We start from the raw sequence: 23,712 nt of genomic DNA, 5'->3' as shown, positions 1-23,712 counted from the left end.
CTTAATCGGGCTTACGGCGGATGTGGGCGCCCAATTGTTGCAATTTTTCTTCGATACATTCATAGCCGCGGTCGATGTGATAGATGCGATCCACCACGGTCTCGCCCTCGGCCACCAGGCCCGCCAGCACCAGACTGGCCGAGGCGCGCAGATCGGTGGCCATGACCGGCGCGCCCTGCAGTTTCTCGACCCCGTTGATCACCGCCATATTGCCCTCGACGCGGATGTTGGCGCCCATGCGCACCAGTTCCTGCACATGCATGAAGCGGTTCTCGAACACCGTCTCGGTGATGGTCCCCGAACCCTCCGCCACTGCATTCAGGGCCGAAAATTGGGCCTGCATGTCGGTGGGGAAGGCGGGATAGGGGGCGGTGTGAATATCCACCGCCCGCGGCCGTCGGCCTTGCATATCCACTTCGATCCAGTCCTCGCCGGTGCTCACCTTGCCGCCGGCCTCCTGCAGCTTGCTCAACACCGCGTCGAGCAGATCCGGCCGGGTGTTCTTGACCTTGACCCGACCGCCGCTGATGGCGGCGCCGACCAGGTAGGTGCCGGTCTCGATGCGGTCGGGCAGGATGCTGTACTCGCTGCCGCTCAACTCATCCACCCCTTCGATGGTGATGGTATCCGAGCCGTGACCGGTGATCTTGGCGCCCATGCTGATGAGAAAATTGGCCAGGTCCACCACCTCCGGTTCACGCGCCGCGTTTTCGATGACGCTGGTGCCCTCGGCCAAGGTGGCGGCCATGAGCAGATTCTCGGTACCCGTCACCGTTACCATGTCCATGAACAGGCGCGTGCCTTTGAGGCGTTTGGCGCGGGCGCGGATGTAACCGCCCTCCACCTCAATGTCGGCGCCCATGGCGCGCAGGCCGTTGATGTGCAGATTCACCGGTCGCGAGCCGATGGCACAGCCGCCCGGCAGGGAGACATCCGATTCGCCGTAGCGCGCCAGCATGGGCCCCAACACCAGGATGGAGGCGCGCATGGTGCGCACCAGCTCGTAAGGCGCGACGAAGCTGTTGATGGTGGTCGGATTGACCTCCACGTTGAGCTTTTCGTCCACCACCAACTCCACGCCCATGCGGCCGAGCAATTCCATCGTGGTGGTGATGTCGTGCAGGTGCGGCACGTTGCGCACCATGACCGGACTGCTGGCCAACAGGGTCGCCGCCAGGATGGGCAGGGCGGCGTTCTTGGCGCCGGAGATACGCACCTCGCCGTCCAGCGGGCCACCGCCGGTGATAATCAGTTTGTCCATCTATTGCGCCTTGGACCACGCCTCTGGCGTATAGGTCTTCAAGCCCAGGGCGTGGATCGCGCCACTCTCCATGCGCCCCGCCAGGGTGGCGTAGACCAGCTGGTGCTGCTGCACCATGGTCTTGCCATTAAAGGCCTCGGACACCACGACGGCATCAAAATGCTGACCGTCGTCACCCAACACCTGCACCTCACTGCCGGGCAGGCCTGTCTCTATCATCTGTTTGATCTGTTGTGCTTGCATCTGCTTGCGCGTCCGTTGTGAATCCCGAAAAAGTCCCGGATTCGAAAAATCAGGAACCGCATAGGATACCCTGAATGGGCGGTTTTATTAAGGCGTTTCCAGGGCGAGCAGCTGGGCCACACCGCTGACCTTGGCCAGGCCCACCAACTGCTCGGGCACCTGATGAAAACTGAGTCGCTTGTCGTGACGCCGCGCCAGGCGCATCCAGCTCACCAGCAGGGCCAGGCCGGCGCTGTCGCTGCGGCCCACCTCGGCCAGGTCCACTTCCACCTCGGCGGCGTCGTCAAACAGGCGCGCGCCGGCGCCCACCAGATCGGGCACGGTGGCGAAGCTCAACTCGCCGCCGAGGCTGAACGCCCCCGGCGCCTGCCGTTTGAGCTGTTGGGCGGCACTCACTTTTTCATTACGTCCTGGTTACGCTGCCTGAGGGTGGCGATGAGGCCGTCCAGTTCGCCCTGGCGGATCTCTTTGGAGAAACTGCTGCGATAGTTGGTCACCAGGCTGACGCCGTCGATCACCACATCGAACACCTTCCACGCGTCACCGCTCTTATGCAGCTTGTAATCAATGGGAATGGGGAAACCGCCGGGCTGCTCCACCTCGGTGCGCACCTGGGCCTGCTCCGGATCACCACCTTCCCTAAAGGGCAGAAAGCTGATCTCCTGGTCGGTGTATTCATTCAGCGAAGTGGCGTAGGTGCGCACCAGCAGTTGTTTGAACTCCTCGGTAAAGGCGTCGCGCTGCTGCGCCGAGGCGCGGCGCCAGTACTTGCCCAGCACCAACTGCGACATGTATTCAAAATCGAAATGGGGCAAGACGATCTTATTGACCAGCTCATAGATACGCTCGGGATTGTTTTTGATCACCGCCTGTTCCTGCTTGAGCGTGCTCAGCATGCGTTCGGAGGTCTGCCTGACCAGCTCCTGCGCCGACTGGGCGGCCCACACGGGCGCCGCTGTCAAACTCAACAGCAGCGCAAAAATCGTCATCAATCGTTTCATGGCGTCTTCCCCGCGGCATCTTCCAGACGTGCCACATGCATGTTGTATTCAAAGGTGGTTTGCAAATAATCGGTCATGGCCAACACGTAGGCCTGCATGGCGGTCATGATCTTTTCCGCCTTTTCCAGGCCGGCTTCGAAATCGGTATAGCTGGCGATCATCCAGCGCCGCGCCGAGCGGCTGGCCTCTTCCAGACGCTGCACCGCCTTGTGGTAACCCTGTACCTGGTAATACTGCTCCGCCACCTGGTATGGAATACCCTTGCGGGCAAAGGAAGACTTGGCGATCAAGGCGTTCAATTCGGCCTCGGCGCTGGTGATCTTGCCGTCGGCGACGCCCGGGTTCCAGTTCCAGCGCAGACCGATCAGCGGCGTCATGCCCGCCTCATTGAACGGGTCATAGATATAGGGGTTCTCCAGCCGGTTGCGCTCGGGCGCATAGGACAGGGTGGCCGCCACCCCGGCGTACAGATCGGGATTGCTGGTGGATTTATTCGCCGCCACCAGGGCGCGGCGCGCCGCCATGCCGGCCTCCAACTGCGCCATCTCGGGGCGCTGACGCATGGCCTGGGACTGCAATTCCTCCATGCTGCCACCCGGCAATTCCACCGGGCGAATACGGCGGTCGGCCAGCTCCAGCGTCTCGTCCTGGGAGATGCCGGTGAGCACCTTGAGGCCGCCCAGCGCCACCTTTTCCAAGGCCGCGGACTGGGCCTTGTATTTGGCCACCAGGGCCCGCCCGGACTGCAGGGCGTAGAGATCGGATTGCCTGACCTCGCCCTCGCCTTGGTCCAGCCACCCTTGCACCAAGTCGATGGCCCCCTGCAGACGTTTTTCCACGTCCTCCAACACCAGGCGCCCGTCGCGCGCCGCCAGGTAGCCGTAGTAGGCCTTTTTCACATCCAGCACGGTGGCATTGCGTTGCAACTGCACATCCTGATCCTTGATACGGATGTTGGCCTGGGCCGCATCAGAGTAGTTTTCCAACTTGCCGAAGGTGTGCAGCGGCTTGAGCAGGGCCAGATCGATCTTCAACCACAGCGAGGCGCCTCTGAATTCATAGCGGTCGTCGCGCAGCTCGCAATTGCCCGGCGTACAGCCGCCGTTCTCGAAGATACTGCCCTCGATCTGCGGCGCCAGGGCGAGAAAACTGTTGCTCTCCACAAACCAGCCGCCATGGCCTTCCACCTCTTCCAACTGGCCGCGCGCCGCGGCAACGAAGTGACGCCGCTCTTCAATGCGCGGATCGCTGTTCAGGGCACGCTCGATGGCCTGATCCAGGTCGAGGGTCTCCGCCGCCGCCGGCAGGGCCAGACTCAGGCAGAGCAATGCCAAACACGTTCTCACTCGCTGCCGCCTCCTCCCGCCGCCTTAAACAGGAACTGACCGATCAGTTCTTCCAACACCAAGGCCGACTGGGTGATCTTGAATTCATCATTGGGCTGCATGTTATCCATGGAACCGCCCGCCTCCAAGGCCACATACTGTTCACCCAACAGGCCGGAGGTGAAAATGCTGGCGCTGGTATCCTCCGGCAGCTGGTCATACTGCTCCCGGATCTTGAGTGTCACCACCGCCTCGAAGGTCTGTTCATCAAAGCCGATCTGTTCCACCCGGCCGATGCGCACCCCGGCCATGGTCACCGGCGAGCGCTCCTTGAGACCGCCGATATTGTCGAAGCGGGCGATGAGCGGATAGCCGCCCTCCTCGCCGAACTCGCTCAGATTGCTGACCTTCATGGCCAGCACGAACAAGGCGCCGAGGCCGGCGGCGATGAAGATGCCCACCAGAATCTCTACATTTTTGTTTTGAAACATAAGCTGTTCCTTTAATCAAACATCAATGCGGTCAAGACAAAATCCAGTCCCAGCACCGCCAGCGAGGCGTGCACCACGGTATGGGTGGTGGCCCGCGCCACCCCTTCCGAGGTGGGTACGCTGTCGTAACCTTCGAATACGGCGATCCAGGTCACCACCACACCGAAGACTAGACTCTTGATGACACCGTTGCCCACGTCCTCATAAAAATCCACGCGGTCCTGAATCTGCGACCAGAAGGCGCCGCTGTCCACCCCCAGCAGACCGACACCGACGAAATAACCGCCCATCACGCCGACGGCGCTGAAGATGGCCGCCAGCAAAGGCATGGACAACATACCGGCGACGAAGCGCGGCACCACCACGCGCTTGATGGGGTCCACCGCCATCATCTCCATGCCGGAGAGCTGCTCGGTGGCCTTCATCAGACCGATCTCGGCGCTCAGGGCCGAGCCGGCGCGACCGGCGAACAGCAGGGCCGTAACCACCGGCCCCAACTCGCGCACCAAGGACAGGGCCACCATGACGCCGAGGGACTCCTCGGCACCGAAATCCACCAGGGTATTGTAGCCCTGCAGACCCAGCACCATGCCGACAAAGAGGCCGGCGACGACGATGATCAACAGCGACAGTACGCCCACTGAATACATTTGCTGCAACAGCAGGCGCAGGCGTGGCAGCAAACTCGGCAGACCGGCGATCAGGGACAGAAAAAATAAATGGCCGCGCCCCAGGCGCTCGAAAAAGCCGAGCCCGGAACGGCCCAGATTGCGCAGCCACTGCATCAGTCCGGCGCCCCTGTCATCAGATCCTCGACATAATCGGGCGCCGGATAGTGGAACGGCACCGGGCCGTCCGGCTCGGCGTGGATGAATTGCTGCACCCAGTCGGAATCGGAACGTTCCAGTTCATCGGGCGAGCCCTTGCCCATCACCTTGCCGCCCGACAGCACGTAGACATAATCGGCGATGGCCGAGGTCTCGGACACATCATGAGAGACGATCACGCTGGTCAGGCCGAGGGCGTCATTGAGTTTACGGATCAGTTGCACGATGACGCCCATGGAGATGGGATCCTGGCCGGTAAACGGCTCATCGTACATGATCATCATGGGGTCCAGGGCGATAGCGCGCGCCAGAGCGACGCGCCGTGCCATGCCGCCCGAGAGTTCACTGGGCTGCAGCTCACGCGCGCCGCGCAGCCCCACCGCCTCCAGCTTCATCAGCACCAGGTCGCGGATCAATTCTTCCGGCAGCTCAGTGTGTTCGCGGATGGGAAAGGCGATGTTGTCATAGACATCGAGATCGGTCAGCAGGGCGCCGCTTTGAAACAGCATGCCCATGCGCTTGCGCAGCGTGTACAGCGCCGTCTGGGACAGACGATGCACGTTCTCGCCGTCCACCTCCACCGTGCCCGCATCGGGACGCAACTGCCCGCCGATCAGGCGCAGCAAGGTCGTTTTCCCGGTACCGCTGGGCCCCATGATGGCGGTCACCTTGCCACGCTGGATATCCAGGTCGATATTGTCGAAGATCATGCGCGCACCGCGCTTGAAACTCAGGCCGCGAATCTTGACCAGCACATCGTCGCTGTTGTGATTATTGTCATCCGTCATGATTGAGTGGTCGAAGATCTATTCGCCGGCGATGGTCATGGTGTCGATAAGAATGGAACCGCTGCGCACATTGCCGCGCAAGTCTACATCATTGCCGATGGCGATTATATCCTTGAACATCTGTTTCAGGTTGCCCGCCACGGTCAATTCCTCCACCGGGTATTGAATTTCACCGCCCTCGATCCAATACCCCGCCGCGCCGCGCGAATAATCGCCGGTGACCATGTTGGTACCGTGCCCCATCATGTCGGTGATCAACAGGCCGGTATCCATTTCACGACACAGGGCCTGCAGATCCTTATCGCCATGGGAGATAAACACATTGCGGGTGCCGCCGGCATTGGCCGTGGTCTGCATGTCGAGACGGCGCGCGGCATAACTGTCCAGGATATAGCCCTGCACTACACCATCGCTGACCAGGTCACGATCGCGGGTGGCCACCCCTTCGCGATCAAAGGGTGCGCTGTAGAGACCGCACGGCAACAACGGTCGCTCGTCGATACGGACGAACCCCGGAAACACCTGCTCGCCGATGCTGTTAAGCAAATAAGAAGAATTGCGGTACTGGGCGCTGCCGCGAATGGCGCCGAGAAAACCGGACACTAAACCGCCGGCCTGTTCGGCGGCGAAGATCACCGGCGCCTGGCGCGTCTTCATACGCCGCGCACCGAGGCGTTTCACGGTGCGCTCGGCGGCCTTGCGGCCGACGATATCGGGCGCCTCCAGGCTGCAGGCATCGCGCGCGGAGCTGTACCAATAATCGCGCTGCATGTTGTCGCCTTGCTGGCCGATGACACAGCAGCTCACCCCGTGGCGTGTGCCGCCGTAGCCGCCGACAAAACCGTGGCTGTTGCCGTAGACGCGAAAGGCCTGATGACTGCTGACACTGGCGCCCTCGGAATTGGTGATGCGCGCGTCATAGTCGCGCGCCACCGCCTCGCTCTCCAGGGCCAGTTCGATGGCCCGTTCCGGGGCGATGTCCCAGGGATGATTGAGATCGAGATCAATCACTTCCCCGGCCATCAATGCGGCATCCGCCAAACCCGCATAGGGATCTTCAGCGGTGTAGCGCGCGATGCGGCAGGCGGCGGCGACGGTGTCGCGAATTGCCTCCTGGCCGAAATCAGTGGTACTGGCCGAGCCCTTACGACGATCGAAATAGACCGTCACCCCCAGCCCCTTGTCGTGATTATGCTCGACGGTTTCCACCTCGCCCAGGCGCACGTTCACCGATAGGCCCGACTCCAGGCTTACCGCCGCCTCGGCCGCGCTGGCGCCCAGCTGTTTGGCCTCGGCCAGAATCTGTTCCACCAACGCTTGCAACTGTGCCTGGCTGTAAACCGAATTTTTGATTACCGGCGTTTGCGCCATTGTCTTGCTCCCACTGCTTTGAATGTCGGGTGCGCCGCGCACACCATGCGCTGCTGTATTTTTCGGCATGACTGCGCTACCTTAGCGCCCATGCACGACGAAGACGATGCGGAACTCCCCAAAAGCAAATCCCAACTCAAGCGCGAAATGCACGCGCTGCAGGCGTTGGGCAAGGCCGTCGTCGAACTCCCGCCCAAGGACCTGGCCAAGATTCCCCTGCCCGACGAGCTGGCCGAGGCCGTGGCCCAGGCGCGCAGCATCAACAGCCACGGCGCGCTGAAACGACAGTTGCAGTTCATCGGCCGGCTGATGCGCAACGTCGATCCCGAACCGATCCAGCAGGCCCTGGAGGCCATCCGCCTCACCGGCCAGCAATCCAGCGCCCGCTTTCACGCCGTGGAACACTGGCGCGACCGTATTCTCGCCGAGGGCCAGCCTGCCCTGGATGAGTTCGTCGGTCAACAGCCGCAGGCGGACCGCCAACAACTGCGCCAGCTCATGCTCAACGCCCAGCGCGAGGCCAAACAGGGTAAACCGCCGACGTCGGCGCGCAGCCTGTTCCGTTTGTTACGAGACATGCTCAAGGACCACTAGCCGGCCGACGTCCCGCCCACGGTCAGCCCGTCGATACGCATGGTCGGCTGGCCTACGCCCACCGGCACGCTCTGGCCTTCCTTGCCGCATGTGCCCACCCCCTCGTCCAGCTTCAGGTCATTCCCTACCATGCCCACCCGGGTGAGCGCGTCCGGGCCGTTGCCGATCAGAGTGGCGCCCTTGACCGGATGGGTGACCTTGCCGTTTTCGATCATATAGGCCTCGCTGGCGGAGAACACGAACTTGCCCGAGGTGATGTCTACCTGGCCGCCGCCGAAGTTGACCGCGTACAGGCCCTTGTCCACCGAGGCGATGATCTCCTGCGGGTCATGCTCGCCGGCCAGCATATAGGTATTGGTCATACGCGGCATGGGCAGATGGGCGTAAGATTCGCGCCGGCCGTTACCGGTGGAAACGCCGCCCATCAGGCGGGCGTTCATCTTGTCCTGGATATAGCCTTTGAGAATGCCGTTTTCGATCAAGGTGGTGCACTGGGTGGGCGTGCCCTCATCGTCCATGTTGAGCGAGCCGCGGCGGTTGAGCAGGGTGCCGTCGTCCACCACGGTGCACAACTCCGAGGCCACCTGCTGACCGAGGCGGCCGGAAAAGGCCGAGGTGCCCTTGCGGTTGAAGTCACCCTCCAGGCCGTGCCCCACCGCCTCGTGCAGCAGCACCCCCGGCCAGCCCGGGCCCAGCACTACCTGCATGCTGCCGGCAGGGGCGTCCTTGGCCTCCAGATTCACCAGCGCCTGGCGCACCGCCTCGCGGGCATAGCCCAGGCCGCGCGCCTCGGCGTCGCTGAAAAAGCGGTAATCGAGGCGCGCCCCGCCGCCGCTTGAGCCCTGCTCACGGCGGCCGTTCTCCTCCACCACCACCGATACGCTCATGCGCACCAGCGGGCGCACATCCGCCGCCAGGGTGCCGTCGCTGGCGGCCACCAATACCACTTTATGGGTCCCCACCAGGCTCACCATGACCTGCTTGACGCGCGGATCCTGGGCGCGGGCCGCGGCGTCGGCCGCCTCCATGAGGGCCACCTTGTCCTGTTCCGACAGGCTGTCGAAGGGCTGCAGGCTGCTATACAGCGAGTGCACCGCGGGCTGACCGGACCAGGCCTTGAGGCTGCCCTGCGCGCCGCTGCGGGCGATGGCGCGCGCGGCCAGGGCCGATTCGGTCAGGGCCGGCAAAAAGATCTCGTCGGAGTAGGCGAAACCGGTCTTCTCACCGCTTACCGCGCGTACGCCGACGCCGCGCTCGATACTGTAACCGCCGTCCTTGACGATGCCGTCTTCCAGGGACCAGGACTCGAAGCGACTGGTCTCGAAATAGAGGTCGGCATAGTCGACGCGGTGGCCCATGATGTTGCCCAACACCCCCTCCAACTGCGCCTCGTCCATGGCGGCGGGTTGCAGGATGACCGTGCGGGCGATGTCGAAAGTGTCACTCATGAAAACCTCCAGGGTCGGTTGGGGCGGCGGTTACAGGCGGCGATGACTGATGGCCGGCAGGCTGCGGCGCATGGCGGCCAGCTGGTCGCGGTCGATGTCGCCCATGACTACGCCGGAACCGCGCGGCAGGCGGTCGATCACCACACCCCAGGGGTTGACCACCATGCTGTCGCCATGGGTCTCGCGGCCGTTGACGTGATACCCGCCCTGGGCGGCGGCCACCACGTAACAAAGATTCTCGATGGCCCGGGCGCGCACCAGCACCTCCCAGTGGGCCTTGCCGGTAATGGCGGTGAAGGCGGCGGGCAGGACCAATAATTCCATATCCTGATCCAGCATCTTGCGAAACATCTCGGGAAAACGCAGGTCGTAACACACCGCGATGCCCATGCGGCCGAAGGGGCTGTCGATCACCACCACGTCCTTGCCGTGTTCGATGGTCTCCGATTCGGTATATTTTTCCGCGCCGCCTTCCAGAGTCACATCGAACAGATGCAGCTTGTCGTAGCGCGCCACCCGCTCGCCGGCCTCGTTATAGACCAGACAGGCGGCCAGCACCTTGCTCGGGCTCTGGGCCGCCATGGGCACGGTGCCACCCACCACCCAGATGCCGTGCCGGGCGGCCTGCTGGGCCAGAAACTCCTGGATCGGCCCGTGGCCGTCTTGTTCGCGCACGGCCACCTTATCCTGTTCCTTGACGCCCATAATGGCGAAGTTTTCCGGCAAGACCACCATGCCGGCGCCTTCGCCCGCGGCCTTGGCGATGAGGCGACCCGCCTCCAGCAAATTGGCATTCACATTGGGCCCGGAGGCCATTTGCACTGCAGCTACACGATTTTGATTCATTCCTACTCCGTTTCGACCGGCTCTTCCTGCCCCTGTTCCGCGACCGGCGGCGCCTGCGCGTCCTGAGCCGTGTCTGCCGGCGGCGTCGCCGCGGCATCCATGGGCTGCGCGGCAGGGCTTGCGGCGGCGGGATCGTTCACCCGGGCCTCGTCCGCGGCCGGCAGCGCATCGATTTGCAGCGGCTCGGCGTGCTCGGGCAGGGTCGGATCCACCAGCACCACCGCCACTGCGTCCAGGCGCTCGGGATCGGCCTGCAATTCGATGCGGTCCGAGGCGATGCCGAGGGCCACCAGCCAGGCCTGCAACTCCTGGCCCCACAGCTCGCCCGACTCGCCTTCGGGATAACGCAACACCAGATAGGCCTCGGGCTCGGCCAGTAATTGTTTGACCGCGGCACCGAGGTCGGCCCGCGCGGCGATCACATCGCCATGGCGCGGCGTAAACCAGAAGTCGGCCCCCAGTTCGGCCACCGGCTGCTGCGCCGCCCAGGCCCCGGGCATCAGACAAAAGAGTAAAAATAACAAACGCTTCATCGGCGCAAGAATATCATTAACCTACATTTCTCACACCTGTGCCGTGCGCCGCGGGGCCGGCCTTGGCTCGAATTTCTCATCCCCTTTCTACTGCGACGGCCCAATGGCACCCCCTTGAACCGTCTCGCCACGAACAGGGATGAGACATCCGGCTTAGCGCGGCGCGCGACTGCTGGCGCCCGAATCTCCGGCCGGGGCTTCGCCCTTGACCAGGTCCACAGGCTCGATCTTCGGATCGTCCCAGCTGCCGCTGACCTGGTAATAAATCCCGGTGGCTTTGTCCACTTCCGAACTGGCCAACTTTTCGATCAGCGCCATCACCAGGGCCGGGGCGATGCTGCCGGTGAGAATGCCCGCCAGGGTCGGCAGCCCGGAGGTGACATGGGGCACGACCTTGACGCGCTGGTCGTAGTCCTCCTGGACCAGGCCGACCCGGCCGCTGAGTTCGATGCGGGCGGCGGGACCGTCCATTTCAAAATTCTCGGTAAAGGCGTTGCCGGCGCGGATATCGAAATGACCGCGCATGTAATCAAAGGCGAAGCCCTTGCCGAAGAAATCGCTGAAGTCCAGCTTCAGGCGGCGCGGCAGGGCCGAGATACTGAGCAGGCCGAAAAAGCGCCCGGCGCCGGGCTCCACCTCCGGCACGCTGCCGTCGTTGAAGTCGAAATTCACCGTGCCGTCGAGACTGGCCAGGTCGTAATCCAGCAAGGGGCCGTCCCAACTCAGTTCGAGCTGGCCGGTGCCCTCTCCGTTGCGGATGCTCTGGGCATAGCCAAGCCCGGTGAGCAGGGCGCCGAGATTGTAAATGCGCAGGTCGGCGTCCACCTGGCTGCGGTGGCGCTCGTCCTTGCGCCAGTCGCCGTGAATGACGCCCTCGACGATGCCCGAGGCCACACTCAAGCGCTCCAGTTTGAGGCCGTTGGCGCGGCGGCGGGTTTCCAGTTCTACACGGCCCAGGTCCAGATCGCCGTAACGGGTCTGGCGGCTGGTCATGCTCAGCGGCGGCAGGTCAGCCGGGTCGACAGGCGTTTCCTGCGGCGCCGTCTGCTGCGCGTCACCCTTGGGCGGGCGGGCCAGATGGAGCCGTTCCAATTCCATTTTCACCAAGGTGTTGCGTTTTTCTGGCAGCCAAATCTTACCAACCAGACGGTCGCTGCTGACATCTACCGTCCACAGGGAGGTGCCGCGCTCGCCCTGCACCCTGACGTCGCTCAGGGTTTGGCCGAACAATTGGGCGGTCCTGATGTTGAGATCGAGCTGATTCACCGGCGATATCCGGGCCTCCGCCGTGCTCCGGGCCTGGGCCGCGCCCGCGGCGGCATCGTCCTCCAACAAGGGTTGCCATTGGCCGTAATCGAAGCGCGCCAGCTGGCCGCCGATGCGTAGGCCCGGCTTTTCTGGCAGCTGCGCGGGGCCGTTGAAATGGAGTTCGCCATGCGTCAGACCCGCATCACCCTGCAACAGGAACACGCCACTCAGTGTCTCGGCGGCGTAATCGAAAAACCAGCGCCGCGCCTGGCCGTCGAAGCGCGCGAACACTTCCAGTTCACGCGGCGAAGCGGCCTGTTTTTGCAGCGGCGCCGGCAGTTGCACCGCGGTGCCGACCAGGTCCGAGGTGAGCTTGAGGGTGGGCTGAACGATGCCGCCGCGCTGACTGCGCGGAATCTCCAGCCGTGCCTGCCAGCGGCTTTGACCGTCGAGATGGGGAAACACGAACAGGTCGAGACGCTTGCCCAGTTCGTTGTAGCGGGTCTCGCCGGCGGCCTCAAAGATCAGATTGGTCTTGTCGCGCGGCAGCGCCTCGCTGAAGATATCGATGGTCGCCGGCTGGCCCAACACCTGCGCGTCCACCGACTTGGCCGACACGCCTGTGTTGCTGAATTCGACGATCCCGGAGATGGCGTCCAGGTCCACCCCCAGGCGCTTGAAATCGACGCCACTGTTGTCGAAGGCCACCAGGCCGTGGGTCTCCACCTGGGTGTCGGCCTGCAGGGGAATGGTCAGGCTGAGGTCCAGTTGTGCCGGGCCGGTCGCCTGCGCCCCCGCGGTGAACTCACCGAAGCGCTGCTGCAGCGGGCTCTTGTTGAGAAAATCCACCACGTCGTCGGCGCCGCCCTCGGCACGCCCCAGCAGGTGCAGCATGGCCGGCTTGTCGCGCAGATTGGGGATCTGCACATCCACGTGCTTGAGGTCGGCACCCAGCACCTTGCCGGCCACCGCCTCGATGGACATGCGCTTGCCGACGAAGGCCACCTGGGTTTCAATCTCCTCGACTCGCGGCCAACCCGCCTGGTAGTCGAGGATGCCGTCGGAGACATTGAACAGGATCTCAAAGCGCCCCGAACCGTCCGTGAACGGGAAGCGCTCAATCGGCCCCTGCAACAGCATGCCGCCCGAGGTGACTTTGCCGGCGACGATGGCGCGGTCGAGCCAGGCCACGCTCTGCTCGGGCATGATCTTGGCGGGCAGGTAACGGCTGGCCGCCGCGCCGTTGCCGCGCTTGAAGTCGGCCAGCAGTTTCACCACCGGCGAGGCGTCGTCGGCGGGCAGAAACAGCTTGCCGTCGAGGCGCACGGCGGCGTCCTGGTTGGCGATATCCAAGTGCCGCAGCTCGACCGACAGCCCGTCCGGCCGACGCTGCCAGGCCAGGCGGCCGCGCATGTCGTCGACGGCGAAAAAGTCGCGGAACCACTGGCGCACATCGAGATAGGCGCCGCGGGTGCCGATGTCGGCCACGCCGCCCGATTGATTCATGTTGAGCGTGGCGTCCAGGCCGTCGAAACCGGGAAATTCTTGCCACGGCAGCAGGGCGAAATCCTGCAGTTCGCCGCGGGCGAAATAGTCTTGGATCTTGCCGTCCACCAGTTGCAGACTGAGGTAGGTGTTGCGCAGTTCGCCGCGCGGCTTGGTGGTGAGCAGGATCTGGCGTTGCGCCTGACTGGGCATGGAACTGAGCGCCAGCAGGGTGGAGAGGTCGTCCACGCGTGCGAACGTGGTGGCCAGCTCCAGCCGGCTGCCGCGCTCGGTGGGGGTCTGCGCCACGTGCACGCGGGCCGGCGTCCAGGCGACGCCGTCCATTTCCAGGCGCAAGCGGTCCACGTCCAGGGTCCAGCCGTGATCCCGGTTCTGCCACGCGAATTCGCCGAACAGGGAGGACACCCGCTGCACATCTTGCGGCATCTCGGGCACCGGCTGATCCGGCGCCAGATAGGCGTCGCGCAGGAACACATAGCCCTTGAGCGTGTCGAGCCGGTTGTCGCGCCAGCCGGCCCACACTTCCAATTCGGCCTGGCCGCTGACCATGCGCATGCCCAGGCCGGGCCGGTCCACCAGCCACTGCACCAATTCCAGGCCGGCGCCCTCGGCATACATGTCCACCGTCCAGTCGCTGAAATCATCCACGCCGCCGCGCGCTTCGGCCATCACCCGCACCTGGCCGCCCAGGGTGGACGGCAGGGCCAGCCGACCGCTGAGACTATGTTTTTCGCCGCTGTTGCGCAGCAGCAGATTCACATCGCGCATGGTGACCTGGTAGTCACCCTGGCGATGGTCGCGCCAGTGCAGGAGGCTGTTTTCGATCGCCAGACTGTTCTGCCGGAACAGCCAGCGGAATACCGCAGCGCCATCGCCGTTGTGCTGGCCGGCGCTGGGAAAACTCATTTCGCCCAGGGTGATTTCGCCGTCGGCCTGGCGCACCAGGCTCAGCTCGATGCCGCTCAGGGTCAGGTCATGCAGGGCAATCTGGCCGCGATACAGGGTCAGGGGCAGGGAGACATCGATATAGGCCTCGTCAAAACCGAACAGGGTCTGCGTGCCCGCCTGGTCCAGCAGCCGCACCTGGTGCAGATACAGGCGCGGACCGTCGCCGTGCCAGCCCACCTCGAAATCGCGCACCTGCACCGGTTGGCCCAAGACCTGGCTGATCTGCTGCTCCAGCTCGGCCTTGTAGCCGCCCAATTGCGGCAACAGCAGACGCGCGGCGGTGAGCAGCACGGCCAGCAGGATGATGAAGCCGGCCGTCCACCACCAGGTGTGCCGGGAAATGAAGCGAATGATTTTAACGCTGACGTTCACAGATACTAAGCATAGAAGATGACGCAGCCCGGGACCGCGCCGCGGCTCACATCATGACCACGTCGAAGTGCTCCTGGCTGTAGAGCGACTCCACCTGCAGTTTGATGGGCTTGCCGATGAACTCTTCCAGCTCGGCGATGCTGGTGGACTCCTCGTCGAGCAGGATATCCACCACCTCCTGCGAGGCCAGCACCAGGTACTGCTGGGCGTCGAACTGGCGCGCCTCGCGCAGGATCTCGCGGAAGATCTCGAAGCACACCGTCTCCGGCGTCTTCTGGGTGCCGCGACCGCTGCATACCGGGCAGGGTTCGCACAGCACGTGCTCCAGGCTCTCGCGGGTGCGTTTGCGCGTCATCTCCACCAGGCCCAGGGTCGAGACCTCGGTGATATGGCTCTTGGCGCGATCGCGCTCCAGGTTCTTCTGTAACGAACGCAGCACCTGGCGTTTGTGTTCCTCCTCGATCATATCGATGAAGTCGATGATAATGATGCCGCCCAGGTTGCGCAGCCGCAGCTGGCGGGCGATGGTCTGGGTGGCCTCCAGGTTGGTCTTGAAGATGGTCTCTTCCAGATTGCGGTGGCCGACAAAGGCGCCGGTGTTGACGTCGATGGTGGTCATGGCCTCGGTCTGATCGATAATCAGATAGCCGCCGGATTTGAGATGCACCTTGCGCTCCAGCGCCTTCTGGATCTCGTCCTCCACGCCGTAGAGGTCGAAGATGGGGCGCTCGCCCGGATAGTGCTCCACCCGCGCCGCCAGCTCGGGCATGAACTGCTCGGCGAACTGGCTCACCCGACGCGTGGCACGGCGCGAATCGATGCGCAGTTTTTCCACCTCGCCGTCCACCACGTCGCGCAGGATACGCATCACCAGCGGCAGGTCTTCGTGGACGATCTCGCCCGCCCGGGCGGCGGCGCTGCGCTCGCTGATGGACTCCCACAGCTTGTTGAGAAACTCGGTATCGGCGCGCAGGGCCGCGATGGGCACCCCCTCGGCGGCGGTGCGGGCGATGTAGCCACCGGCGGCGCCGTGCATCAACACCGACATCACATCCTTGAGGCGTCGGCGTTCCAGCTCGTCCTCGATCTTGAGCGAGACGCCGGCATGAAACACCTCCGGGGTAAACACCAGAAAGCGTGACGGAACGGTGATATGGGTGGTCAGACGCGCGCCCTTGGTGCCGAGCGGGTCCTTGATCACCTGCACCAGCACCTCCTGGCCCTCGCGCAGCAAGTGGGTGATGTTGTCGCTGTGCGTCTCCGCCTCGCCCGCTTGAGCGATGTCCGAGGCATGCAGGAAGGCGGCACGGTCCAGGCCGATGTCGATGAAGGCCGCCTGCATGCCGGGCAGCACCCGCGACACCTTACCTTTATATATATTACCCACCAGGCCGCGGCGACGCTCGCGCTCGATAATCACCTCTTGCAGCACGCCGTTCTCAACCACCGCCACGCGGGTCTCATGAGGTGTCACATTCATCAGGATTTCTATCGACATGAACTACGCGCCTTCGCCCCCGTTGTCAGACCAGTGATCACAGACATTGATTCCAAATTCCGCCAACAGTTGGGCGGTCTCGAACAGCGGCAGCCCCATCACCGCCGAAAAGCTGCCTTCCAGATGTTCGATGAACGCCGCCGCACGCCCTTGGATGGCATAGGCGCCGGCCTTGTCCGCCGCTTCGCCGGTGCGCCAATAGGCCAGGCGCTCCGCCGCCGTCGTGGCCCGGAATACTACCTTATTTACGTTAAGCCGGCTGGCGCGGCGCGCCGCCACGCCCGCTTCAACCACGGCCAGCGCTGTCAATACCTGGTGGGCGCGACCCGAGAGGCGCTCCAGCATGGCCAGCCCGTCGGCCGCGTCGCGCGGCTTGCCCAGGATCTCGCCGTCCACCACCACCGTGGTGTCGGCCGCCAGCACCGGCAGGTCTGGATGTTGCGCCGACACCGCCGCGGCCTTATGCCGCGCCATCCTCAACACATAGACTTCCGGCACCTCGCCGGGTTGCGGCGACTCGTCGATATCCGCCGTCGCCACTTTAAAGGACACGCCGATCTGAGCCAGCAACTCGGCCCGCCGCGGCGAGGCGGAGCCCAGACAAATCATAGGCTTGGTCATAAATCATCACTCACAGTGCTAGAGTCCGGAAGATACTAGGACGGGCTGTAAAGGGCAAACAGCGCGGGGCCTGCCGACGCTATCGGCCTCGCGGCACAGGCGCATAGCGTCAGCGGCGCGATTCGGCATGTACAGTATAAGCGGCGTAAACGCGGTGATCGGCCGCGTCTCCACTGCGCCTGACGCGCGATTGATAGTTCTCAATGAATCTAAAACCCGTTTTGTTAGCCTTGATGTTAGCCCGTGATCGCCGAGCCACTGGGTGGTCTGCGCTTGAGAATCCCAATCCAAGGAGGAGAAGACGATGTCCACACGTACCGCACAGGCCCACTGGAAGGGTGGGTTGAAATCTGGCCAAGGCACAATGCAGGTGGAAAGCGGGGCCTTTGAAACCCGGTATTCCGCCGCCTCACGTTTTGAAAGCGAGTCGGGCAGCAATCCGGAGGAGTTAATCGGAGCTGCCCACGCCGGCTGCTTTTCCATGGCCCTGGCCTTGATGTTGGAACAGGCCCACTATACCCCGGAGCGCATCGATACCCGTGCCCGAGTGCAGCTGGATCAACAAGAGGACGGCTATGCCATCACCCGCATCGAACTCGACACCCAGGCCCAGGTACCCAAACTCGAGGCGGCGGAATTCGAAAAGTTAGCCCAGTCGGCCAAGACCAATTGCCCGGTATCAAAGGCCCTGAAGGGCGTGGAGATCACCTTGCAGGCCGCGCTCAAGTGAGGCCCCGAGCAAAGACACAAGGCCCGGGCAGTCACGCCGGACGCGGCAATAACACCTGGGAAAAATGCGTGCCCGTGTAGGCAATAGATCGACTCGCGGGAAATTTATCACGGCCGTTATGGCACTTTTCGTGTCAATGCCGATCATGCCCCTGGCCGAAGAGGCGACGCCGCCTGGGCGACCGTTCGATAGCGTGCCAACGGAAACAATGGCAGCTCAACAAACGGAAGTGGTCCTCGGCTGGGGCGAGGGCAAGGCCAACAGCGATCTGATCGCGGCCCTGGAGGTGGTGGGTTTCAATCTCGCCATGAACCAATATGATCGGCATTTTCTCGATTCCGAGGTTTACCACTCGGACTTCAGCTCGTTCAAGAACAACTTGGAACGCGGCTGGGCGTATGACAATGACCCCTTTGCCATCAATCAGTTTCTGCATCCCTATGGGGGCACCATCTATTTCGGTGCCGCCCGCTCCACCGGCCACGGCTTTTGGTCGTCCATGGGCTATACCACGGCCGGCAGTCTGATGTGGGAGATGGCCGGCGAAACCAGCCAGCCCTCTATTAATGATCTGCTCACCACCAGCGTCGGCGGCAGCATTCTGGGCGAATCCCTGTTTCGCATGGCCAGCCTGCTGCTGGAAAGCGGCGACACCCCCGCAGGCGTCTGGCGGGAATTGGGCGCCGCCGCGCTGTCGCCAGCCACGGGTTTCAACCGAGTCGGTTTCGGCGATCGCTTTAGCGGCATCTTCTCCAGCCGACACCCGGCGATCTATATCCGCGCCCAGCTCGGTGTAAATATAAACGCCGACATGCACTCGAATATCAACCTGAATCCAGACGCCGACGCCGAACCCATTCCGCAAAGCTATCAAGAGGGCGAGGTCTTGGCGGACGTCGCCATGTCTTACGGCCTTCCGGGCAAACCCGGTTATCGCTACCGGCGCCCGTTCGACTATTTCCATTTCCAGTTCAGCGCCGTCAACAGCAATGTCTTTGAAAATATACATAGCCGCGGCCTGCTCTATGGCCGCGGCTATGCCATGGGCGCAGCGCACCGCGGCGTCTGGGGCGTTTACGGCAGCTATGACTATATCGCGCCGCAGTTTTTCCGCGTTTCCAGCACCTCGGTCGGCCTCGGCAGCACCAATCAATGGTGGTTGTCGCGCTATGTAGCGTTGCAGGGTACGGCCTATGTCGGTATCGGTTACGGCGTGGCCGGCACGCTGCGCGGCGCCGGCGATTACGATTATCACGATGGCGTCACCCCGCAGGGCCTATTGACCTCGCGCCTGGTTTTCGCCGACCGTGCCGCCCTGGACGTCGAACTGAGTCACCACTACGTCAGTGAGCTGGGCGCGGGCGAACCCGATGGCACAGAGCACATCGGCCGTGCCCGCATTGACCTGACCATACGCCTGCATCAACGTCACAGCATCACCCTGCGCTACAGCAGTTCCAGCCGCGACGCCCACTATCCCACTCAGCCCGCCACACGGCAAAACGTGCGGGCCATAAGCCTGGCTTACACCTATCTGGGCAGTAGCGGCTTCGGCGCGGTGGAGTGGTAGCGTCACGGTTGTCGTACTTTCAAAATCAGTCAGCCATGACCAGGGCACGCCCAGAGCCAAGAGAATGGCGACCAGGCGCGGCGCACAAGAACATTGTGAACAATGTCGACATTGTTGCGCCTTTGCGCTGTTTGTCCGAGGCACAGAAACATCCGGCATATAAACACAAGCCACTGTATGAGCTCGGTTTATTCACAGCAAGCCATGTCTGGCACGCCCCCTGCACAGTCTTGGACGTAGGCGCAAAAGGGCCTGCACCCCAACCACCGCTGTACAGGAGACAACATCATGCTGAAGACACCTTATGACAATATTCATCCGTTAGAGCGGTTCGCCCGTTTAGTGCTGGGCGCCGCAATGATCGCACTCATCTTTAGCTCGAGTGCCAGCATCGCCACCTCGTTTGCGAGCAACCCTTGGATCACCCTGGCCTCGGTGTATCCGGTGATGACCGCAATCATGGCCTGGGATCCGCTCTACGCCATGCTGGGACAACTGCCGTCACCCGCACCGCGCAAGAGCAAACCGCTCAGCCATGCGCCCGCTTAAATTGAAGCGTTCTTGAGCCCTGGAGGAAACAAGGCTCCTCCCCCTCCCCGAGACCTTCCCTGCCTTCGGGGCTCATTTTTCTCCATCGATTGGTGCAGTACGCGCCGCTGTCGCACTTTAGCCGGGCGCGCAGCACACCTGCCATACCTTGAAAGCGCAATGATCGCGCACAAAACCCCCCATCGAGACATTCACACCAAGTGGAACACAATATGCAAATAATACGTGCATATCACTTGATGTGTGCAGATCCGCGCCCATCTATAGTGATGCAATGATTCTGCAACCAAGGCGTCTTACTCTTCTACGAGCAACATTCACAGGCGCTGAGTTCATCAGGAGTACCGCTGCAATGCCCAATCAATGCCCGGCGTTTAGTCCCCAGATCGCTGAAGTGATCCAGGATGCCTCACGGCTGGTGGGACAAACCCTCGATCCCCATCATTCCATCCAGGGTATCTTGGCCTTGTTGTCGAACAAACTCGGCCTGACACGAGGCCGCGTTGTGTTGCCGGCTCCCGACACCCGCATGTTGCATATCGCCTACAGTCACGACCTCAGCAAGGGTGAAATCGACCGCGGCACCTATGCCGTGGGCGAGGGCGTGACCGGTCGGGTAATGGCGACAGGTGAAATCGCCCTGATCCCCGATGTCAGCAAGGAACCTTCCTATGTCGCTCACGTCTCGGCAGCCAAACCGACACCGGGTGAACGCGTGGCCTATCTGGCCGTGCCGATTATGCGCGACGACACCCCCATCGGCGTGCTGGCGGTGCATTGCCTGAAGACCGTCATCGGCCACTTCGACAGTGATTTATACATCCTTCAGATCATGGCGGCGATGATCGGCCAGACCCTGCATATCCATGATCTGATCGAGCAAAAGACGCGCGAACTGAAAGAGGAAAACAGGGCCCTGCGCGTCAAGCGACGAGAACACAACGCTGTGCACGGCATCATCGGCAAGAGCGGAGCGCTGCGCGAATCCATCGAGCGCGCCCGCAAGGCGGCGGCGTCGCAAGCCACGGTGATGCTGGTGGGTGAATCGGGCTCGGGCAAGGAACGCTTCGCGCGCATGATTCACCTGGCCAGTGAGCGGCGCGAGAAACCCTTCGTCTGCATCAATTGCGCCGCCATTCCCGCCAACCTGCTGGAGAGCGAACTGTTCGGCCATGAGAAAGGGGCCTTCACCGGCGCCACGAACGCGCGGCCCGGCAAGTTCGAGATCGCCGCCGGCGGCACGCTGTTTCTCGACGAGATCGGCGACATGAGCCTGGACCTGCAGGCCAAACTGCTGCGCGTACTGCAGGAACGCTGCGTGCAGCGCATCGGCAGCAACCGGGAGACCGCCGTCGACGTGCGCATTATCAGCGCCACCAACCAGCGTATGGAAGAGGCCGTCAACAACGGCGGGTTTCGCCTCGACCTGTTTTATCGCTTGAATGTCATCCGCATCACCCTGCCACCGCTGCGCCAGCGCAAGGATGATATCGAACTATTGGCGCTATACTTTCTTAACCGCTGCAACCAGATGCACACACGCAACGTCATGCTCAGCGATGCCGCCTTCGCCCAGCTGAAGGGCTACGAATGGCCGGGCAATGTGCGCCAGCTGGAAAATGTGGTTGAACGCCTGGTGATTATGAGCGATGACGATCTGATCAGCGAACAAACCATCCGGGGCATTCTCAATGAGGAGTCCGGCGTTGCCCTGGAAGAAGGCGGCCAGATCAACGCCATGTCAAGTTTCCAAGAGGGCCAGCCCGCCGATCTGATGCCCCGCCCCTATAGCAAGGTCCACCCGGGCGATCGAGAAGCGATCCTGCAGGCGCTCGACAAAACCCGGGGCAATAAGACGTTGGCGGCACGTACCCTGGGTATGACGCCACGGCAATTGCACTACCGCTTGGACAAACTCGATATCGACTTATAAGCGCCGCCGGCACGTCACCACTCCATCCCCAGCAACCTCTCCTTACCCGTCACCACAGCAGCGCGAGAATTGACTATCATGTAACTCTGCACGCGCGCAGGCATCGACGTGTAGACGCACCGAATAATAACTATCAGGGAGAGTGACGTAATGCCGACTTATCTGACACGTTTTATTTTCACATCATTGCTGTTGTTGTGCGTGGCGCTGCCGGCCCACGCCGCCGCGGACAAGGACAATCGCTGGACCATCGAAGACGTCCTGGGCGCGGACCTCAAGCCCTTCGCCATCGGCCATCGCGGCTTCGGCGCCAATCTGGGCGAGCATCCGGACAAGCCCATCGAAAACACCATCGAATCGGTGCGGCGCGCCTTTCGCGCGGGCGCGCAGATTGTCGAGGTGGATGTGGTGATGACCAAGGATCACATCGCCGTGGCCCTGCATGATGATTTTCTCGATGACTTCACCTGCGTCAACCAGTTGAGCTTTTCCGAGCTGCGGCACCGCTTCAGGGAAGCATCCCGACTCAAGCATATCCTCAAGGTCGCCCGCAGTTATACCATCAAACGCCACGACGAGCGTCCCAGCGGCCAGGTGATCCTGGAGATCAAGACCCCGGCGCCGCTGTGCGACCCGGAGGACGGCACCGTGCCCGCCCTGGTCGCCGCCACCCTGGACGAGGTGAATCACACCAAGATGCAAAGGCAGGTATTGATCGAGTCCTTCTCGCCCGAGATTGTGGCCTTGGTCAAGCAACAACAACCGCAACTGCCGCGCATTCTGTCGCTCGACCTGCTGCAACTGCTGACGCCGGCACAACTCGAGGCGGCCAGCGGCCTGCCCGTGACCCTGCTGGACAAGGACGTGGGCCTGGGCCTGCAATGGGTGCAGGTCGGCCCCATTTTCAGGGTGCCGATTTATGAGTCGGTATTCCAATTCGTGGGCACATTGACGGCCTTGGAATCCCGCGCCGCGGCGCTGGACAAGGATGTCTTGCAGCAGCTGGAATTTATGACACCCGGCAGCGGTGCGTTGATGCTCCAGCAGTTACACAATCTGGGCGTCGCCGGCCTGGTGTACACGGTCAATTCGGACGCCGAGTGGTTGTTCCTGTCCTCCCTCGGGGTGGACGGTTTTTATACTGACGACCTGGCCATGGGATTGGCGTTGGAGGGCCACTAGCCCGCCCTTCTCAACGGGCGGTTGTAATCACAACCGCCCGTGATTCACGCTATCAACATACAAGTAGACGTATCCGGTTTCTACGACACGGGAGTCATACCATGACCATGTGGATATTCGTCGCCGTCTTTTTCGCCATTCTGTTTGTGCTCGCCTTGATCCACTATCGCCTCAACAAGGAGTTCAAGATCGAGACCTCATGGCTGGCGCTGGGACTGGCGCCGGTGGTGATCTGGCTGCTGGCCACCGGTCAGCTGGCGGAGTTCAACGGCTTCGGCCTGGCCTTTAAACTGAATCAGGCCACCGCCCTGCCGGTGTCGCTGCAGCAGGAAGGCAGCCTGATCGAGCCGGAACAGATCTCCGCCAACGAAAAGGAGGGCTTGAGCAAGATCCCCGCATTCGTCGAGAAAAAGGTCGCCGCCCTGAGGTTGAACATCAACAAGCCCAACTATTACAGCAACTGGGCCATCAAACAGTATCTGCAGGCGCTAACGCCCTACCCCTTCTTCAAGTACGTATTGTTCACCCGCACCAGCGGCGAATTCATGGGCATCATGGACGCCTCGCAGCTGCTGTTTGAAATGCGCGAAAACAATCTCGACATCGTCGCCCGCCTGGAAAGCGGCAACGTCACCACGCTGGGCGATATCACGACGGCCTCAATCGAGCAGGGCAGCAGCAAGGAGAAGGCCCTGCAACTGATGTCGCACAACAATCTCTCCGAACTGCCGGTGGTCAACGAGAAAAAGCAGCTCATCGGCATGGTGGAGCGCGACAGGATCACCAGCAACATCGTGGCCGAACTGGTGGCGGCAAATAAATAGTCT

22 protein-coding genes are annotated in these 23,712 nt (G+C 62.5%); 7 read left to right on the top strand and 15 right to left on the bottom strand.

The features are described 5' to 3' along the window. Position 1: 1 nt before the first annotated feature. The 9 genes from Tel_16265 to pmbA form a co-directional block, all read right to left on the bottom strand. A complete protein-coding gene (locus tag Tel_16265; GenBank protein ID ALP54580.1) occupies positions 2-1,261 on the bottom strand; it encodes a UDP-N-acetylglucosamine 1-carboxyvinyltransferase in 1,260 nt (419 codons plus the stop codon). Further along, positions 1,262-1,504, bottom strand: coding sequence for a BolA family transcriptional regulator (locus Tel_16260; protein ALP54579.1), 243 nt, complete (start codon positions 1,502-1,504; stop codon positions 1,262-1,264). A gap of 87 nt (positions 1,505-1,591) precedes the next feature. Then, on the bottom strand, positions 1,592-1,900 hold the full coding sequence (locus Tel_16255; protein ID ALP54578.1) for a hypothetical protein: 309 nt from the start codon (positions 1,898-1,900) through the stop codon (positions 1,592-1,594). Then, positions 1,897-2,505: a hypothetical protein gene (locus Tel_16250; GenBank protein ALP54577.1), complete on the bottom strand. Its 609-nt coding sequence runs from the start codon at positions 2,503-2,505 to the stop codon at positions 1,897-1,899. Before Tel_16250 ends, Tel_16255 begins: the two co-directional genes overlap by 4 nt. Next, positions 2,502-3,839 (bottom strand): hypothetical protein, encoded by a 1,338-nt coding sequence (locus Tel_16245; GenBank protein ID ALP54576.1) that lies wholly within the window; start codon positions 3,837-3,839, stop codon positions 2,502-2,504. The genes Tel_16250 and Tel_16245 overlap by 4 nt, the downstream gene beginning before the upstream one ends. Positions 3,840-3,847: 8 nt before the next feature. Then, positions 3,848-4,321 carry an outer membrane lipid asymmetry maintenance protein MlaD gene (locus Tel_16240; GenBank protein ID ALP54575.1) on the bottom strand — a complete coding sequence of 158 codons (474 nt, stop codon included), beginning with the start codon at positions 4,319-4,321 and terminating at the stop codon, positions 3,848-3,850. A gap of 11 nt (positions 4,322-4,332) precedes the next feature. After that, complete coding sequence (locus Tel_16235) at positions 4,333-5,109, bottom strand: ABC transporter permease (GenBank protein ID ALP54574.1); 777 nt, start codon at positions 5,107-5,109, stop codon at positions 4,333-4,335. After that, positions 5,106-5,936 carry an ABC transporter ATP-binding protein gene (locus Tel_16230; GenBank protein ID ALP54573.1) on the bottom strand — a complete coding sequence of 277 codons (831 nt, stop codon included), beginning with the start codon at positions 5,934-5,936 and terminating at the stop codon, positions 5,106-5,108. Before Tel_16230 ends, Tel_16235 begins: the two co-directional genes overlap by 4 nt. A gap of 18 nt (positions 5,937-5,954) precedes the next feature. Next, positions 5,955-7,259 (bottom strand): peptidase PmbA, encoded by a 1,305-nt coding sequence (pmbA, locus tag Tel_16225; GenBank protein ID ALP54903.1) that lies wholly within the window; start codon positions 7,257-7,259, stop codon positions 5,955-5,957. Positions 7,260-7,397: 138 nt separating this feature from the next. Here pmbA and Tel_16220 point away from each other — a divergent pair, with 138 nt between their 5' ends. Then, positions 7,398-7,901, top strand: coding sequence for a hypothetical protein (locus Tel_16220; protein ID ALP54572.1), 504 nt, complete (start codon positions 7,398-7,400; stop codon positions 7,899-7,901). Here the strand turns inward: Tel_16220 and tldD are convergent. The 6 genes from tldD to Tel_16190 form a co-directional block, all read right to left on the bottom strand. Continuing rightward, the gene (tldD, locus tag Tel_16215; GenBank protein ALP54571.1) at positions 7,898-9,349 is read right to left on the bottom strand and encodes a protease TldD; all 1,452 of its coding nucleotides are present in this window, start codon (positions 9,347-9,349) and stop codon (positions 7,898-7,900) included. The genes Tel_16220 and tldD overlap by 4 nt on opposite strands. 30 nt (positions 9,350-9,379) lie before the next feature. Continuing rightward, positions 9,380-10,195, bottom strand: coding sequence for an acyltransferase (locus tag Tel_16210; protein ALP54570.1), 816 nt, complete (start codon positions 10,193-10,195; stop codon positions 9,380-9,382). Between the two features lie 2 nt (positions 10,196-10,197). After that, positions 10,198-10,728 carry a hypothetical protein gene (locus Tel_16205; protein ALP54569.1) on the bottom strand — a complete coding sequence of 177 codons (531 nt, stop codon included), beginning with the start codon at positions 10,726-10,728 and terminating at the stop codon, positions 10,198-10,200. Between the two features lie 153 nt (positions 10,729-10,881). Continuing rightward, complete coding sequence (locus Tel_16200) at positions 10,882-14,802, bottom strand: hypothetical protein (protein ID ALP54568.1); 3,921 nt, start codon at positions 14,800-14,802, stop codon at positions 10,882-10,884. Positions 14,803-14,848: 46 nt separating this feature from the next. Further along, positions 14,849-16,300, bottom strand: coding sequence for a ribonuclease G (locus Tel_16195; GenBank protein ALP54567.1), 1,452 nt, complete (start codon positions 16,298-16,300; stop codon positions 14,849-14,851). 3 nt (positions 16,301-16,303) lie between these two features. Beyond that, positions 16,304-16,921: a hypothetical protein gene (locus tag Tel_16190; protein ID ALP54566.1), complete on the bottom strand. Its 618-nt coding sequence runs from the start codon at positions 16,919-16,921 to the stop codon at positions 16,304-16,306. Between the two features lie 304 nt (positions 16,922-17,225). Here Tel_16190 and Tel_16185 point away from each other — a divergent pair, with 304 nt between their 5' ends. The 6 genes from Tel_16185 (at position 17,226) to Tel_16160 (ending at position 23,709) form a co-directional block, all read left to right on the top strand. Continuing rightward, positions 17,226-17,651 carry a hypothetical protein gene (locus Tel_16185; GenBank protein ID ALP54565.1) on the top strand — a complete coding sequence of 142 codons (426 nt, stop codon included), beginning with the start codon at positions 17,226-17,228 and terminating at the stop codon, positions 17,649-17,651. 64 nt (positions 17,652-17,715) lie between these two features. After that, complete coding sequence (locus Tel_16180) at positions 17,716-19,221, top strand: hypothetical protein (GenBank protein ALP54564.1); 1,506 nt, start codon at positions 17,716-17,718, stop codon at positions 19,219-19,221. Between the two features lie 288 nt (positions 19,222-19,509). Continuing rightward, positions 19,510-19,770, top strand: coding sequence for a hypothetical protein (locus Tel_16175; protein ID ALP54563.1), 261 nt, complete (start codon positions 19,510-19,512; stop codon positions 19,768-19,770). Between the two features lie 352 nt (positions 19,771-20,122). Continuing rightward, positions 20,123-21,703 carry a hypothetical protein gene (locus Tel_16170; protein ID ALP54562.1) on the top strand — a complete coding sequence of 527 codons (1,581 nt, stop codon included), beginning with the start codon at positions 20,123-20,125 and terminating at the stop codon, positions 21,701-21,703. 150 nt (positions 21,704-21,853) lie between these two features. After that, entirely contained in the window at positions 21,854-22,885 is a 1,032-nt protein-coding gene (locus tag Tel_16165) for a hypothetical protein (GenBank protein ID ALP54561.1), read from the top strand. A gap of 101 nt (positions 22,886-22,986) precedes the next feature. Then, on the top strand, positions 22,987-23,709 hold the full coding sequence (locus Tel_16160; GenBank protein ALP54560.1) for a hypothetical protein: 723 nt from the start codon (positions 22,987-22,989) through the stop codon (positions 23,707-23,709). Positions 23,710-23,712 lie beyond the last annotated feature (3 nt).

It is taken from the genome of Candidatus Tenderia electrophaga (assembly GCA_001447805.1).
Taxonomy (GTDB): domain Bacteria; phylum Pseudomonadota; class Gammaproteobacteria; order Tenderiales; family Tenderiaceae; genus Tenderia; species Tenderia electrophaga.
Note: the sequence above shows the minus strand (reverse complement) of the source record. Positions and strands in the feature narration are given on the sequence as shown.

Coding starts and splice junctions, on each gene's coding strand:
- Tel_16265 (ALP54580.1), bottom strand. CDS start 1,261: ATGGACAAACTGATTATCACCGGCGGTGGCCCGCTGGACGGCGAGGTG.
- Tel_16260 (ALP54579.1), bottom strand. CDS start 1,504: ATGCAAGCACAACAGATCAAACAGATGATAGAGACAGGCCTGCCCGGC.
- Tel_16250 (ALP54577.1), bottom strand. CDS start 2,505: ATGAAACGATTGATGACGATTTTTGCGCTGCTGTTGAGTTTGACAGCG.
- Tel_16240 (ALP54575.1), bottom strand. CDS start 4,321: ATGTTTCAAAACAAAAATGTAGAGATTCTGGTGGGCATCTTCATCGCC.
- Tel_16230 (ALP54573.1), bottom strand. CDS start 5,936: ATGACGGATGACAATAATCACAACAGCGACGATGTGCTGGTCAAGATT.
- Tel_16220 (ALP54572.1), top strand. CDS start 7,398: ATGCACGACGAAGACGATGCGGAACTCCCCAAAAGCAAATCCCAACTC.
- tldD (ALP54571.1), bottom strand. CDS start 9,349: ATGAGTGACACTTTCGACATCGCCCGCACGGTCATCCTGCAACCCGCC.
- Tel_16210 (ALP54570.1), bottom strand. CDS start 10,195: ATGAATCAAAATCGTGTAGCTGCAGTGCAAATGGCCTCCGGGCCCAAT.
- Tel_16205 (ALP54569.1), bottom strand. CDS start 10,728: ATGAAGCGTTTGTTATTTTTACTCTTTTGTCTGATGCCCGGGGCCTGG.
- Tel_16195 (ALP54567.1), bottom strand. CDS start 16,300: ATGTCGATAGAAATCCTGATGAATGTGACACCTCATGAGACCCGCGTG.
- Tel_16190 (ALP54566.1), bottom strand. CDS start 16,921: ATGACCAAGCCTATGATTTGTCTGGGCTCCGCCTCGCCGCGGCGGGCC.
- Tel_16185 (ALP54565.1), top strand. CDS start 17,226: ATGTCCACACGTACCGCACAGGCCCACTGGAAGGGTGGGTTGAAATCT.
- Tel_16180 (ALP54564.1), top strand. CDS start 17,716: ATGCGTGCCCGTGTAGGCAATAGATCGACTCGCGGGAAATTTATCACG.
- Tel_16175 (ALP54563.1), top strand. CDS start 19,510: ATGCTGAAGACACCTTATGACAATATTCATCCGTTAGAGCGGTTCGCC.
- Tel_16170 (ALP54562.1), top strand. CDS start 20,123: ATGCCCAATCAATGCCCGGCGTTTAGTCCCCAGATCGCTGAAGTGATC.
- Tel_16165 (ALP54561.1), top strand. CDS start 21,854: ATGCCGACTTATCTGACACGTTTTATTTTCACATCATTGCTGTTGTTG.
- Tel_16160 (ALP54560.1), top strand. CDS start 22,987: ATGACCATGTGGATATTCGTCGCCGTCTTTTTCGCCATTCTGTTTGTG.